We start from the raw sequence: 16,287 nt of genomic DNA, 5'->3' as shown, positions 1-16,287 counted from the left end.
TCGATATACCACTAATCGATTTCCTTCGCAAAGAATGCCGCTGCTTTTTTTAGGAAAGATATTTCCTTATCTTTCTCATTAAGTAATTGATTAAGTCTTCTGATTTCTTTTGCTTCATTGGATTCAGTGGTACTGTGAGTGGTATAAAGGCATTCTTCTTGGTATTTGTTAACCCATTGACTAATAGTACTTTTAGCAATGTTATATTCTGCTGAAAGCTGAATGTAAGATTTGTCGCCGGTCATATAGGCTCTAACGACTTCTTTTTTAAAGTCTTCACTGTAACGTACTGACATTTTTATGTCCTCCTTGGATAATAAATATTATATATTATTCGAACAGAGTGTTACAAATTAATTATATCAGTACAAAGTAATATTTAGAAAATAAAAACCCCGAAAGGGGACGGAAACATTTTTAAAAACCCCATATTCATCAGCCGTCCACCCAACACAATTAGAAAATAAAAACCCCGAAAGGGGACGGAAACGCTGCTATTATTAGTTTTGGCATAATTTTACTTTTTATTAATTAGAAAATAAAAACCCCGAAAGGGGACGGAAACTTTTTATTTGCCTTAACACCAACATCTTCAAGAGAACTTATTAGAAAATAAAAACCCCGAAAGGGGACGGAAACCTTCCAAAGTATAGTTCAACATAACTGTGGTGTTCCATTAGAAAATAAAAACCCCGATAGGGGACGGAAACGGTATTTAATAGTTTTTCTACTGCTGACATTTTTTTCATTAGAAAATAAAAACCCCGATGGGGGACGGAAACTATGGATGGCATATATACATCAACTAATATGGCACGCTCATTAGAAAATAAAAACTCCGACAGGGGACGGAAACTTTGAAGTGTTTTTTTAGCGTCATATTCGATACTGTTATACTTAGAAATACCCCCAACAGGGGACGGAACCTATCTGCAAATCCTATGAACATAATACTGAAATATTGTTTTCTTATGTAAAGTGGTATCCTGACCGGCTAAAGAAACGACCGATCAGGTTACATAAAAAGTATTTTTTAAACCTCATAGTATGGAAAGACCTTAAAGAGTATATTATCCATTGAATAATATTTTGAATTTTTGAAAAAGAGTATTCAGTGAATAATATATTTTTTTTATATTTAATATTATTATCTGTATATAGGCAAGAACCGGCAAGAAATACTCTGCTTGGAATCTGCAAATAGACATTATATTTTTAAGGAGGTTTGTTTAATTTATGAAGAAATTAGTTTGTGTCCTTACACTTTCTGTAATGACTGTCCTCAGCAGTATATGCACATATGCAGGCAGTTGGCAGAGAGATCATATAGGTTGGTGGTACAAGTTATCAGGAGGCGGTTACTGTGCAAATACCTGGTTTCAGGACAGTGATTCAAAATGGTATTATTTTAATAAGGACGGCTACATGGTGGCGGAACAATGGATTGGTGATTATTACCTGGGGGCTGACGGTGCTATGGCTACAAATCAGATGATTGGAGGCGGCTATTGGGTAGGAGCTGACGGTAAATGGGATCCGTATACCAACAATCTTGCAGGTTTGACGGGAAAATTTTATTTTATTTCCGACAGAAAAGATATGGTTGAATGGGATGGTGATACTTTACATATAAAAGGATATTTATATCGTCAATCAGATAATGAGAATTTAGGGTATACCGAAGAATGGCTTGAAGTTGAAGATTACAGTATATTCTATCTGCTTAGCGGAGCGGGAATAGAAGCTTACTTAACCAAGGAAGGCTTTAAAACCACATCTCGGCATCTTGATATAGGTGAAACTCTTTGGCTGGAAGTTTATAGCGGAAAAATAATAAGTGCATGGTTTAGCAATTAGTTTCGTTTAATCCTATTATGTTTGTAGATAAGTGTTATAGTGAATGATAACCGTTATTTACTGTAATGTTTTGCAAGGAAATTAGAAAATAAATACTCTGATAGGATACGAAAACAGTAAGGATTTTGTTGAAAAGCTCTTTATTTTGTAGTTAGAAAATAAGTACCTCGGCAGGAGATGAAAGAGATCGTACACGGATTGTACGGTCTCTTTTTTAGTTAATTTGGAAAATAAACACCATGACAGGGTGAAAGCTTAGAGCCGTTGATTATTTTAGATTATTATGTTATGATCTGCATTAGAAAATGAATACTCAGGTAGGGGACGGAAAATTATGAACGCTATCGATGTCCGACATATTGTTTTAATATTAATTTAGAAAATAAATACCCCGAAAGGGGTGCGTAAATAGTAACAGACAGTGAAGCTGCAATTTTGATTTCTGTAAATAGTTAAAGAAATAAATTTAAGAGGAAAAACAAGCACAGATAGTTAATTTTATATCGAAACGGTGTAAATATAAAGAAGGCTGTGATTATATATATTATTTATAATTTTGCATAAAAAGAGGAATAGTTTATATATAATTATATATAAAAATAGAGATTGTATTATTGCTATGATCAGGAGGTATGGTTAAGTAAAATGTCGATATTGTATATTACCGAACATGGGGAGAAATTCAGTGTTAGAGACGTATGCTTTGTCATTGATTCAAAGGGAGGGCTAAGGCGCACCGTACCTCAGGAAACTCTGGAATCTGTTATGATTATGGGAAATATAGAGATGACAACGCAATGTGTTAAGGAGTGTCTGAAAAGAGGGATTACCGTAACATTTTTATCAAAGTATGGGGATTACTTTGGAAGATTGGTATCTACTACACATCATAATGCAGAGAGAATAAAAAAACAGATATATGCCGCAGATGATATACAATTTAGGCTTAAGTTTGCCCAAAAAATACAAAAAGCTAAGATACATAATCAGATGGTAATATTAAAACGATATATACGCAATTATGTAAACATAGAGGATATAAGTGAGGAATACAAGTATATGTCGCTTAGTGAAAAAGATATATACCGTGCAAAATCAATTGAAGAAGTTACAGGATATGAGGGGATTGCTGCAAGATATTATTTTCAGGCACTTTCAAAACTGGTATGGAATGAGTTTAAATTCGAAGGTAGAAGCAGAAGACCTCCTAAAGATGCATTTAATTCAATGATAAGTTTTGGATATACAATAGTATTTCATGAAATATTTGCTGAACTGGAAAGCAGGTGTATCAATCCATATATAGGTTTTATACATCAGATAAAGAATAACCATCCTGCACTTGTAAGCGATTTAATTGAGGAGTGGAGAGCGGTGTTGGTTGACTCGCTTGCTCTTAGCCTTATAAGAGGTAATGAAATATCCATAGATGAGTTTAGCAAAGATATTGAAACAGGTGCCGTGATAATATCAGATAAAGGAATAAAAATCATAATAAAAAAACTTGAGCAAAAAATGAATACAAATATGAATTATTTCAGTTTTCTTGACGGACCTATAAGCTTTAGAAAGGGAATATGGTGGCAGGTAAAAAATCTTGCAAAGTGTATCGATGAACATAATGCAGATCTATATGAACCATTAATTATACGATAACTATGGATGAATACAGTATTGAAAAGATGCTTATGGAGGAAGAGGAGCATTATGAGGAGGAATATGCTCCGGACAGTAAGACGAAATATACAGTCCTTGTAATATATGATATTATAGATAATAAACATAGACTTAAAATAGCCAAATATCTTATGAGGTTTGGAAGACGTGTACAAAAATCTGCATTTGAAGCAAAGTTAAATAAGAAGCTTTATGATAAAATGATATCAGGATTAAGAAGTATTACTTTAAAGGAGGATAATATACGGATATATAAATTGCGTGGAACTGAAGAAATAACTGTTATAGGAAGCTTTGATTATTCAGAAGAAGAAAATGATATAATAATAATTTAAATATAATAAAGAGGGGAATTTAACGTTATGAAGATTTTATTTTCACCTGTAGGGGGAACCGATCCTATATCTAATTTCAGAGATGGGGCATTTTTACACATATGCAGATATTATAAACCTGATAAAGTTATTTTTTATATGTCAAAGGAGATATGCTCTTATCATGAAAAAGATCAAAGATATACCTATTGCCTTGAAAAGCTTGAGGAAAAACTTGGACATAAATTTGAATATGATATAATAAAAGATCCTGATTTTACAGAGGCGCATGATTTTGATAAATGTATGGACAGATTTACAAAAATTTTATCTGATATAAAATCAAAAGATGATGATACGATTTATTTGAATGTCTCTTCAGGTACTCCGGCTATGAAAGCTGCACTGATTTTAAAATCAGTAGTATCGTTGGGAAAATTTATACCAATACAGGTTTCAACTCCTGAAAGGCGTATGAACAACTCAATTGAGGACAGGAAAAACTATGAAGCGGCAGAACAGTGGGATGCAAATGAAGATAATGAAGACGGAACTGAAAATAGATGTACTCAGATAAGGAGTATAGCATGGCTTTGGGAGATACAGAGGGAAAATATAAAAGCACATATAAATTCATATAATTATATTGCCGCATATGATATACTGAATAAGATAAATGAAATAGATGTTAGTGAAGCAAAAAAGTATCTTAGTGCAGCTTCTGACCGGCTTAAACTTAATATTAAAAAGATAAGGGAAAAAAATAAAGCTTTATATGACAGTTGGATACCCGTAAAAGAAAATGATGATAAATTAAATATGGTCGAATATACTCTTGCTATGGGTATAAAAATTAAAAAGCATGAATATGCTGATTTTATAAGAGCAATATCACCGATACTTCTTGATTTATATGAAATTATTATAAAAGTTATTTATGATATCAATATAAATAATTATGTGAGTTATAACGGCAAAAATATGAGAAAATGGGATTTGGAAAAAATCAAAGGCGATACTGTTTTAAATAGCGTTATAACTAAAGATGATTTTCCGTTTTATAAAGATATCGGGAACGGTAATTTATATAAATTAATTGAAAAACTTAATAATGAAGTAACAATTAATAAAAAAGCAAGTCCTGATATATATGATAAAATCAAAAAACTTCATGATGTTGAAAAAATAATGCGTAATCCTGCGGCACATGAGATAGTATCAATAACCGATGAGAATATTGAAAAAGAAACCGGTATAAATTCTGCTAAAATATTTGATAATATAAAATCACTTATAAATGAATTTGTATTAAAAGATGAAAAAGATAAAAAGAATATATGGGATTCATATGAGAAAATGAATAAAAAAATAATATCAAAGCTTGAGGGTATAAATTATACTGAAAAATAAGCATTTATATAATACTTATTAAAATAACATTTTTGTAAAAGGAGACTGCATGATGAAAATAAATATACAAAAAAATAAATATTTAGTTCCGCTTACTGCGATAATAATGTTACTTATAACCGTATTTTCCGGCTGTACAAAGGCAGATGGCACCGCAGGGCAAGGGGAGTTAAAGACAAACCTTACAGGCAGGGAATTTATGTATATTAAAAGTAACGGTTTGTATGAGCATATACCTGATAAGGACGAAGCAATAATGATTTCAAACGACAGATATAAAAAAAATCCGGGGTATAGTATGTATGACTCTTCATCTATAGAAGCACAGTATTCTTTTGACGGTAAATATATATATTATCTTGAAGCAATGGATGATTACAATCCAAGAGCACTTAAGGCAGTTAAACGTAAAAATGAAACAAAAGATATAAATAAAGATGAGGGAAGAGATACAGAAAGTGAAACTATCGCTTCAAATGTTTTAGACTTCAAGGTACTGAAAAACGGAAAAATTTTATATAGAACAGAGATAGAACTGGGAGTTTATGTTTGGGATGGTAAAGATTCTAAAAAAATAGGAGATAGGATAGAATTGTATAATCTTAGTGAAGATGAGAGCAGTATGCTTTATCTTAACGAAGTTGATTACAGTTCCAAGGGGATGCCGGATTTTGTAGATGATTTAGCTGATTTTATAAATATAGTAGAGGGCACTTTGTATTTTTATGACTTTAAAAATGAATCTTATAAAATATCCGATAATGTAATTGCCGGGAAATTTGTTTATAGTAAGGATTTTTCAAATTTATATTATGTAAAAGATGAAAAAGATACATATAATATATATTATATAGACGACATTACAAAAACCTATAATGAAAAAAAAGAACCTGTTTTTGTTGCCGAACTGGGTAGTGGAGTAATCTTTATGAATAAAAAAACAGGAGGCTTATACTACCTTTCAGAAAATAAAGAAAGTTCACTTTACGACCTGATAATAGAAGATGATATTCCTGATAAGGCAACAGGAATACCTATTCCGAAAATAAGTATTGAAGATAAGGAATTAATGGCTGAAGAAAAAGAAGTCATAAAGGATAAGGGACTTAAAGAATATGCTTTGCAACGGATGAAAATGGAATTTAAAGAAAATATTAAAAAAATTATTAATAGAGAATGTTTTGGAACTTTGTCATATTATGACAAGAACGGCAGCAAAGAACTGTCAACATCGACACTGGTATATGGGGAAATTTCAAATACACTGAATAAAACGGTGAGCTTTACATATTTTGACAAGGACAAAATTGAAAAAATAAAGCTTTCATCACTTTTTGACGACTATATATATGAACTTAACGAAAATATGGACTATTCTGATGAGAGTATTTCAGATAATGAAGATGCAGCAACAGACACAGAATTAAATCTGGACAAGCTTATTTATGAATACTATAAAGATAGCGGCAGTCCTTTGGGAAAGTATTTTTATGTTTATGATGCTGATTCCAGTCAATTTAAATTGGACCTTGAAGGAGAACATTATTCAGGGGCTTTCGCACATTGGGATTATGAAAAAACTTCCGACTCCATAGTCAGATATTTTATGACAGATATTTTATTAAAACAAAGTCAGGCATTTGATGTGGCAGCAGCTTTGGAAGATAAGGTCTATAAGCTTGAAGAGGGCGGTCATAATATAAGAGATGTATATATTGATGAGGAGGGTAATAGCATATATATAGTTAAAAACGATAAAGAAACTGAGGATAAGATAAAAAGTATATCTGATGGAAGTTATAAATATTTTTCTTCAAAAATCAATAAAGCGAAAGATGAGATTTATAATTCAGCAGGTTTTGAATTATATAAGGCGGATTTAAAAGATGGAGAATTAGGCGGTTTTGAGCTTTTAGACAGTGGAGCCGGAAAGATTTACGGTATTTATAATAAAAAATTGTATTATGTCAAAGGTGCAGAAGGTATCTATTCTGATATAGATGCAGTTTTATATTGTGATAAAAGGAAAATTAAGTCGGGATTTAGGGCTTTGAATATAGTTAATGATACTATCTACCTGGAAACCGGAGAAAATGATCATGACTTATATAATCTTTATAAGTTAAACGGAAATGATGTCGAAAGAATAGGAAATGATATTTACGAATATAAAATTCTTGATGACGGCAGTGTAGCATATATAGATAATTATAACAAAGATACATGGAGAGGGACTTTAGAGCTTTGGAAAGATAAGAATAATAAAGAAACGGTGGATAAAAATGTTATGAATATAGTCGGCGGTAAAAAGAGCGGCTATTATACAGTTTTTGGGACTGAAGATAATATTTATATGAAATTAAGATAAAAAATAATATTTATATAAAAGGGGATAGTATTATGAAAAGAAACATACAAAAAAATAAACATTTAATTTTGCTTGCTGCGATAATATTGTTACTTATAACCGTGTTTTCCGCTTGCACAAAGGCAGACGGTACTTCAGAAGAAGCCGAAAAACAGGAAGTGCCGGAGACAAGCCTTACAGGCAGGGAACTTGTGTATATTAAAAATAACGGTTTGTATGAACATATACCGGGTAAGGATGAAGCAACAAGGATATCAAAGGATAAATATAAAAAAAGGTTTGCATTTGAACTGCGAGAATCTTCATTACCCGAGGTACAATATTCTTTAGACGGTAAATATGTATACTATATTGAAGCAATGGATGAGGATTATTTAAGAGCACTTAAGGTAGTTGAACGTAAAAATTACTCAAAAGATAAAGATGAATCTGAAGTTAAGGATGAATCCGAAGTTAAAGGTGAATCCGAAGTTAAAGATGAATCTGAAGCTAAAGATGAATCTGAAGATGAGGAAAATGATACAGAAAGCAAAACTATTGCTAAGGCTGTCTCAGAGTTTAGGGTACTAAAAAATGGAAAAGTTTTATATGTAACAGAATTAGGATTAGGCATCTATATCTGGGACGGTGAAAATTCTAAAAACATAGCTGAATATACAGATTTTTATAGCCTTAGTGAGGATGAGGGCAGTATGATTTACCTCGCTAAAAAGCATTACAGTTTTAGAGGTGCATTTGATTTTAAAAATGGTTTATCTGAATATGACCGTGGTGAGCGGTGTACTTTGTATTTATACAACTTTAAAGAGGAGCCCTATGAAATAGACAATGATGTAGTCAGTGTGAGTATTACATGCAGTAAGGATTTATCCTCCATATACTATGTAAAAGAAGAAAATGACACATATAATATATATTATATAAATGATATTACAAAACCTGACAGTGAAAATAAAAAACCTGTTTTTATTGCTGAACTCGGCAGGGGACTAATCCTTATGAATAAAAAAACGGAAGGTTTATACTACCTTTCAGAAAACAAAGAAAGCTCGCTTTACGATCTGATAATAGAAGATGATATTCCGGACATGACAGAAGGGGTATCCGTTCCTGAAATAAGCGAGGAAGATAAGGCGTTAATGTTTAAGGAAAAAGCAGTCATAAAGGATAAGGGACTTAAAGAATATGCCTTGCAACAAATGAAAATGGAACTTAAAGAAAAGCTTAAAAAAATTACGGCTAAAGAATATTTCGGAACTTTGTCATATTATGACAAAAACAGCAGTAAAACATTGTCAACAGATGTATTAGTTGCGAGTAGAGCCTCTATTTCTTCTGATGAGCCTGTAAGTTTTACATATTTTGACAAGGACAAAATTGAAAAAATAAAGCTTTCATCACTTTTTGAGGACTATATATATAAGCTTGACGAATATATAAAATATTCTGATGACGAAATTTCAAATAATACAGATCAATCAGGCGAAAAAAAATTAAATCTGGATAAGCTTATTTATGAATATTATAAAGATAAAGGCAGTCCTTTGGGCGAGTATTTTTATGTGGATAATGGTGATTCCGATAAATTCAAGTCGAAGCTTGAAGCTGATTTCTATTTAAAGTATTGGGACTATGATCTTACTTCTGAGATTATAGTCGAAGATTTTATGAGAGATATTTTGTGGAAACAAAATCAGGCATTTGCTGTGGCAGCAGTTTTGGAAGATAAGGTCTATAGACTTGAAGAGGGCGGTCATAATATAAGCGACATATATATTGATGAGGAAGACAATAACATATATATTGTTAAAAATGATAAAGAAACGGAAGATAAGATAAAAAGTCTGTCTGAAGGAAGTTACAAATATTTTTCTTCAGAAATCGATAAAGCAGTAGCTGATATTTACCGTTCTAGAGATTGTGAATTATATAAGGCAGATTTAAAAGATGGAAAATTAGAAAGTTTTGAGCTTTTAGATAGTGGCGTTGGCAGAATTTACGGTATTTACAATAAAAAGTTGTATTATGTCAAAGGTAATGACAATATCTTTTTCAGTATCGGAACCTTATATTGTGATAAAAGGGAAATTAAGTCAGAATGTGTTGCTTGGCGTATAATTAATGGTACCGTGTACTTGGAAACCGATCCTAAAAGTAATTACACATATGATCTTTATAAGCTAAATGGAGATGATACTGAAAAAATAGGAAGTGAAGTTTACGAATTTAAAATTTTTGATGACGGCAGTGTGGCATATATAGATAATTATAATAGAGATACAGGAATGGGAACTTTGGAGTCTTGGACGGATAATGGTAATAAAGAAACCCTTGATAAAGATGTTATTAATATAGTCGATGGAATGAGGAGCAGTTTACACTTAACGTCTGAAGATGAAGAGAATGTTTATATAAAGTTCAGATAAGATAATTTTTGAGAAAATAATTTTATGTGATTTATACCGTTTCCGGTTTGCCCGATCTCAACAATGGAAAAAGTCAGGTAAAAGTGATATAATTTAATATATTTAGAATAGTTTATACCTTAAGGAGATTAGCTAAAATGTTAGGAATATATTTCAGCGGAACCGGAAATACAAAATACTGTATTGAGAGGTTTTTGCAAGAATGTGGAGATAACATAGAATCATATTCTATTGAAGATGAACGGGCAATACCGGGTATTAAACAAAATGATACTATAGTAATGGGCTACCCCGTATATTACAGCAATATTCCCAAGATATTAAAAGACTTTATTCAGAAAAATTCTTCTATATGGGAAGGAAAGAAGATTTTTATAATTGCCACTATGGGTCTTTTTTCAGGAGATGGAGCAGGTATACTGGGCAGGCTTTTAGAAAGTTTTCAGGCAAAGGTAATAGGTGGGCTTCATCTTACCATGCCTGATTGTATCTCCGATATAAAAATTCTAAAGAGGAGTTTGGAACGCAATAAGGAGATTATTAAAAAGTCTGATGAGAAAATTAAGCTTTCTGCCCAAAATTTCAAAAAAGGAGAATTTTCACAAGACGGTATAGGATTACTGAGCCATCTTGCAGGACTTTTCGGACAGAGACTGTATTGTTATAATGCTACAAAAAAATATTCCGATAAACTTAAAATAGACAGGGAAAAATGTATTGGTTGCGGCGTTTGTGCAAAAGTCTGCCCTATGAATAATATAGAAATAAAAGAGCATAAAGCAGTTCCAAATAATATGTGTACTGTATGTTACAGATGTGTAAATAAATGCCCTACATTAGCTATTACTTTACTTGGAAAGAAAGTCGTAGAGCAATGCGGTATTGAAAAATATCTGGATAAAACTATATAACAGGATTTAGATATTTTTGTAAAAAATGGAGTATTGCAATGTTAAGACTTTTATTATATTAGGAAGTGCACTTGCAGTTCTATATAAATTTACCTATAGAAAATAAAAAGAATGGAGTTTTTATAATTTTTACTCTTTAAATATGAAAACAGCTAAAATAAAGAATTGAAAGGTATTATAAAATAATGAGAATTTTAAGCGACTGTCATATACATACCGATTATTCTGCGGATTGCGAAACAAAAACCAGACAGCAGATTGACAGAGCGGCAGAGCTGGGGCTTAAACATATATGTATCACAGACCATCATGACTATGATGCCGTATCGGACGGGGGCAAGGAGTTTCTGCTTGATTTTGAGCCGTATTTTGTTGAAATGAACGAGATAAAAAAGGAATATGAAAAAAGGATAGAGGTGCTTATAGGCGTAGAGCTGGGATTGCAGCTTCATATATCCGATTATCTTTGCAGCCTTGTAGATAAATATAATGACAAGCTTGATTTTGTAATCGGTTCAAGTCATTTTGTAGACGGCATAGATGTATTTTCAACCTCATTTTTTGAGGGAAGAGAAGAGAAAGAGTCATATGAAAGGTATTTTGAAGCAACTCTTAATCGTATAAGACAGCTTGACTGCTTTGATACTTTTGCACACCTTGATTATGTAGTAAGGTACGGACCTAATAAAAATAAATATTACAGCTATGAAGCATACAGGCAGTATATAGATCCCATACTTGAGCTTCTTATAAAAAAGGATAAAGCACTTGAGTGCAATGCAGGCGGTTATAGAAGAGGGCTTGGACAGCCGAATCCTTCAAAAGATGTATTTAAAAGATATTATGAGATGGGTGGAAGGCTTATTACGATAGGAAGCGACGCACATAAGCCGGAAGCTATAGGATACCCGTTTGATGATGTGGCACAGCTGCTGTCTGAGTGCGGATTTAAAGAGTATGCTGTATATAAAAACAGAAAGCCTGAATTTTATCCGATACTGTAAGCTGTATTATAAAATATTAAATTTTTTATTCTCTCTTTTACAATGCAACGGCGAATATATTAGGAATATAGTTAGGGATAACGGCATAAGCAGAACCATGTATAACATTACAGTAAGACCCGGCAGCTGTGGCAGGGTTTATTACAATACAACTTAATATAAAAAATAATAAAAACCGTAACATTTATTACGGTTTTTATTATATTTCATAAGATATAATAATAAACAATATAAACCCGGGTGCTATAAAACTGCAATCTGCAGACTGAAAGTTTACTGACCGGATTGCTGCAAACCGGCTTTATAATGATTAGAAAATACAAAACATAAGATGCAAACCCAAGGAGAATAATATATATGAATGGATATTTTTCAATGACAGACAAGGTGTATGATGTAACGGAACGTTACCCTCAGTTAATAGATTTATTTGTCTCAAAAGGTTTTGACAACCTTAAAAATGACAATATGAGAAAAACCATAGGTAAGACAATATCAATTGAGCTTGCCCTGAAAAGCAAACATATAGATACCGAGCTTTTTGAAAAAGAGATGCTTGAGATGATAGAAAATAAAAAATTTGATTTTTCAAGCGGGCTTAAAGAAGCAAAAGTACACAGCCTTACGGCAAAGCTTAGTATGGAAGGCGTACTGCCCTGTCCTGTAAAAATGCAGTTTTTAGAGCAGCTTGAAAAGCATATAAATGAAAAACAGCTTGATATGAATATGGATCTTCAGGCTGCAAGTATGGGACTTGACGCTATAAAAGAAAAGGTAGCTAACAGCAGTGATGAGTCTGAGCTTGCAGATATTTATCTTTCAGCAGGATTTGATTTGTTTTTTGACAGACAGCTTATGGGAAAATATATGGAAAAAGGTGTATTTAAAGATATATCAGGTCTTAAACATATAAACCCCGCATTTGAAAATGAATCTATAGATTTAAGGGATCCGCTTGGAAGATATTCTATAATAGGAGTTGTACCTGCTATATTTATGGTAAATACCGAGCTTTTAGGGGACAGAAAATTTCCGGAAAGCTGGTCGGATCTTTTAGAGCCTGAATTTAAAAACAGTGTATCAATACCTGTAAGAGATCTTGATTTATTCAATGCGATAATGCTTGGAATGTACAAACTTTACGGTATGGAAGGTATAAAAAAACTTGGAGGAAGCCTTCTTGAAAGCATGCATCCGGCACAGATGGTAAAGGGTGTAAAAGCGGCAGCAGGTTCGGCACCTGTTGTAAGTATAATGCCGTACTTTTTTACATGGATGGCAAAGGAGGGAGGACCTTTGAAGGCGGTATGGCCTAAAGAAGGTGCTATAATAAGCCCTATATTTCTTCTTACAAAGGAAAGTTCAAAGGAACATACAAAATCGCTGGTTGATTTCCTGTTTTCAAAAGAGGTAAGCGAGGCACTTTATGCCGACGGCAAATTTCCGTCTACACAGCCTGATATAGATAATAAGCTTTCCCCTGATCAGAAATTTGTATGGGCAGGTTGGGATCTTATACATTCACATGATATAGGAAAACTTCTTAAAGAAACGGAAACCGCATTTTTTGAGGGAGGTAATAGATGAATTTAACTATATTTTCAGGACCGCCTTCGTCAGGCAAGACTTCAGTTATATTAAAGACGATTGATTCATTTAAAAGAAGGGGGTTAAAAGTAGGAGTTGTAAAATTTGACTGTCTGTATACTGATGATGACATTATGTATGAAAAGGCAGGAATACCTGTAAGGAAAGGATTGTCAGGAGGACTGTGCCCTGATCATTTCTTTGCTTCAAATATAGAGGGGGTAGTAAAATGGGGAGTAAAAGAGGAGCTTGACCTGCTTATAAGCGAATCTGCCGGGCTTTGTAACAGATGCTCACCCTATCTTCAGGATGTAAAAGGAGTATGTGTTATAGATAATCTTTCAGGTATAAATACACCTAAAAAGATAGGACCTATGTTAAAATCAGCCGATGTGGTGGTTATAACCAAGGGCGATATAGTTTCACAGGCAGAGAGGGAAGTATTTGCCGCAAGGGTAAATGCGGTAAATCCTAAGGCGGCAGTGATGCATGTAAACGGTTTAAGCGGTCAGGGGGCATATGAACTGAGTACACTGCTTTATGATGAAAAGATGATGATAAATTCGGTTCAGGGCATGAAACTTCGTTTTCCTATGCCTTCAGCTATGTGCTCATACTGCCTTGGAGAAACACGTATAGGTGAGAGTTATCAGCTTGGAAATACCAAGAAGATGCTCTGGGAGGAATAAAAATGGTAAGAGATATGAAACTTGGTGATATACTTAAGGAATATCCGTTTACTGAAGAATTTTTTGAACAGAACAGACTGGATATAAAAGGCTATGAAAATATAAAATTTGATGAATTTCTATCCTCTTTGACCGACCAGGAGCTTGAGGACAATGCAATTGATATAGTAAAGCTTCCTGAGGAGCTGGATTCCTATATTGAACAGATGATGGAATTTTTAGGGATTGAAAAGAGCAGTGCGGTAAAATCTCTGACCATACTGCCGGGGCATGATAAGAGCGGAACACCTGAGAGTTTTGAAAGATTTGATATACTGCCCTCTCATATAGTTTCAATAGTAGGACCTACCGGATCGGGGAAAAGTCGTCTGCTTGCAGATATAGAATGGGCTGCACAAAATGATACGCCTACCGGAAGAAGTATACTTATAAATGATGACAGACCCGATCCCAAGTGGAGATATTCATCAAATAACAAACTTGTAGCACAGCTTTCACAGAATATGAATTTTGTAATGGATTTAAGTGTAGGAGATTTTGTTGAGATGCATGCGGCAAGCCGTATGGTTGAAAATGTACCTGAGGTTAAGAAAAAGATACTTGAGGAAGCAAACCGCCTTGCCGGGGAATCATTTCTTGAAACAACTCCGGTAACAGGACTTAGCGGAGGTCAGTCAAGGGCACTTATGATAGCGGATACCGCAATATTAAGCTCTTCACCGATAGTGCTCATTGATGAGATAGAAAATGCTGGTATTGACAGGAGAAAGGCACTTGAGCTTTTAGTATCCCAGGATAAGATAGTCCTTATGGCAACGCATGATCCGCTGCTTGCACTTATGGCTGACAGGCGAATAGTCATAAAAAACGGCGGGATACATAAGATAATAGAAACAAGTGCACAGGAAAAGCAGCTGCTTGCAAAACTTGATACACTTGATGAGGTTATGCAATCGGCAAGGAGGAAATTAAGGGCGGGAGATTTGCTTGATATAAGTGATGGAGATATTTAATAATCATTTCCTTAGACGGTTAGTAATTCATATAAAGGGTTAGTTGTTAATGAAAGAAAAAAATATAGTTGAAAAATTGAAAAAAAGTGCATTATTTGCAGGTATAAATGATAATGATATAGAAAGCTGTCTTAAAAGCGGTGAAGCAAAGATTGTGCCTTATGATAAAGATGAAATTATATTTCATGAGGGAGATGATCCTAAAAATATACTTGTGCTTATAGAGGGCAGCATATCAATATGCAGTGATTTTTCAAACGGAAAAAGGAGTATAGCTGCCGTGTTTTCCCAGACCGGGGAGCTATTTGGTGAAGTATTTTCATTTTTAAAGAATAAAAAATATGAGCATTATGCACAGGCACTGACAAAGGTCAAGGTGCTTAAGATAAATAAAAAATTTTTGTATGAAAGTCTCGGCAGCAGCGGTGATTACCACAGACAGTTAAACTCAAATATGCTTTTTATACTTGCACAAAAAAACTATTATTTAAACAGCAGGCTTCAGATACTTTCATGTTTAGGGCTAAGGCAGAAAATATCCATGTTTTTATTAAGAAATATGAACCCTGACGGTACGGTGCTGATCGGTATGAACCGTGAGGAGCTGGCAGACTGGTTAAATACTGCAAGACCTTCACTTTCAAGGGAGCTTATGAGAATGCAAAAAGAAAATCTTATAAAAGTAAAGGGCAAGAATATGATATATATACCCGATTCTTCACTGCTTGAAGACATTATATAAACAGCCGGCTTAAAAAGTAAAAAGTGGCATATTTTAAAAAGTGTCTAATATATGCTGTTTATGTGCTGTTTTTATAATTAACAGTATTAAATGTATTAAAAATTTAAATTATAACATAGCGTAACCCAAGTAACGGAATTAATATAAAATGCCTGTTAATATAATAGTATTCTTATTAGTAAATAAGAAAAGAGAAAAATATTTTACATGGTTTTTAAATGTAAAAGCTTTTTAAATGCTTTTGTTTTGTATGTGGGAGAATGCTCATTTCCTGCAGCGGATATTTGTT

General features: G+C 33.2%; 13 protein-coding genes and 1 CRISPR repeat array. Of the genes, 12 read left to right on the top strand and 1 reads right to left on the bottom strand.

Annotation, left to right across the window (positions count from 1 at the left end):
• Positions 1-11: 11 nt before the first annotated feature.
• Positions 12-296: a transposase gene (locus HMPREF9333_RS01235; protein WP_005539206.1), complete on the bottom strand. Its 285-nt coding sequence runs from the start codon at positions 294-296 to the stop codon at positions 12-14.
• An 83-nt stretch (positions 297-379) separates the two neighbouring features.
• Positions 380-856: a CRISPR direct-repeat array (repeat unit 34 nt; unit sequence TTAGAAAATAAAAACCCCGAAAGGGGACGGAAAC).
• A 380-nt stretch (positions 857-1,236) separates the two neighbouring features.
• Between HMPREF9333_RS01235 and HMPREF9333_RS12075 the strand changes: the two genes are divergently transcribed.
• From HMPREF9333_RS12075 to HMPREF9333_RS01175, 12 genes are all read left to right on the top strand, one after another.
• Positions 1,237-1,857, top strand: coding sequence for a hypothetical protein (locus tag HMPREF9333_RS12075; RefSeq protein ID WP_005539205.1), 621 nt, complete (start codon positions 1,237-1,239; stop codon positions 1,855-1,857).
• Between the two features lie 645 nt (positions 1,858-2,502).
• Positions 2,503-3,513 (top strand): CRISPR-associated endonuclease Cas1, encoded by a 1,011-nt coding sequence (gene cas1 / locus HMPREF9333_RS01225; RefSeq protein ID WP_005539204.1) that lies wholly within the window; start codon positions 2,503-2,505, stop codon positions 3,511-3,513.
• 2 nt (positions 3,514-3,515) lie between these two features.
• Entirely contained in the window at positions 3,516-3,869 is a 354-nt protein-coding gene (gene cas2 / locus HMPREF9333_RS01220; RefSeq protein ID WP_005539202.1) for a CRISPR-associated endonuclease Cas2, read from the top strand.
• Between the two features lie 27 nt (positions 3,870-3,896).
• Entirely contained in the window at positions 3,897-5,258 is a 1,362-nt protein-coding gene (gene csm6, locus HMPREF9333_RS01215) for a type III-A CRISPR-associated CARF protein Csm6 (protein WP_005539201.1), read from the top strand.
• 52 nt (positions 5,259-5,310) lie between these two features.
• A complete protein-coding gene (locus HMPREF9333_RS01210; RefSeq protein WP_040882013.1) occupies positions 5,311-7,626 on the top strand; it encodes a hypothetical protein in 2,316 nt (771 codons plus the stop codon).
• 32 nt (positions 7,627-7,658) lie between these two features.
• Positions 7,659-10,052: a hypothetical protein gene (locus HMPREF9333_RS01205; protein ID WP_005539197.1), complete on the top strand. Its 2,394-nt coding sequence runs from the start codon at positions 7,659-7,661 to the stop codon at positions 10,050-10,052.
• Between the two features lie 137 nt (positions 10,053-10,189).
• The gene (locus HMPREF9333_RS01200; RefSeq protein ID WP_005539196.1) at positions 10,190-10,963 is read left to right on the top strand and encodes an EFR1 family ferrodoxin; all 774 of its coding nucleotides are present in this window, start codon (positions 10,190-10,192) and stop codon (positions 10,961-10,963) included.
• 185 nt (positions 10,964-11,148) lie between these two features.
• On the top strand, positions 11,149-11,967 hold the full coding sequence (locus HMPREF9333_RS01195) for a histidinol-phosphatase HisJ family protein (protein ID WP_005539194.1): 819 nt from the start codon (positions 11,149-11,151) through the stop codon (positions 11,965-11,967).
• A 357-nt stretch (positions 11,968-12,324) separates the two neighbouring features.
• Positions 12,325-13,554 (top strand): ABC transporter substrate-binding protein, encoded by a 1,230-nt coding sequence (locus HMPREF9333_RS01190; RefSeq protein WP_005539193.1) that lies wholly within the window; start codon positions 12,325-12,327, stop codon positions 13,552-13,554.
• Positions 13,551-14,243 (top strand): GTP-binding protein, encoded by a 693-nt coding sequence (locus HMPREF9333_RS01185; protein WP_005539192.1) that lies wholly within the window; start codon positions 13,551-13,553, stop codon positions 14,241-14,243. The genes HMPREF9333_RS01190 and HMPREF9333_RS01185 overlap by 4 nt, the downstream gene beginning before the upstream one ends.
• A gap of 2 nt (positions 14,244-14,245) precedes the next feature.
• Positions 14,246-15,256 (top strand): ATP-binding cassette domain-containing protein, encoded by a 1,011-nt coding sequence (locus HMPREF9333_RS01180; RefSeq protein ID WP_005539191.1) that lies wholly within the window; start codon positions 14,246-14,248, stop codon positions 15,254-15,256.
• A gap of 49 nt (positions 15,257-15,305) precedes the next feature.
• Positions 15,306-15,998 (top strand): Crp/Fnr family transcriptional regulator, encoded by a 693-nt coding sequence (locus HMPREF9333_RS01175; protein ID WP_005539190.1) that lies wholly within the window; start codon positions 15,306-15,308, stop codon positions 15,996-15,998.
• Positions 15,999-16,287 lie beyond the last annotated feature (289 nt).

Origin of the sequence: Johnsonella ignava ATCC 51276 (assembly GCF_000235445.1) — a bacterium.
Lineage (GTDB): Bacteria > Bacillota > Clostridia > Lachnospirales > Lachnospiraceae > Johnsonella > Johnsonella ignava.
The sequence above is the reverse complement of the archived record's forward strand: the minus strand, read 5'-3'. Positions and strand labels throughout refer to the sequence as shown.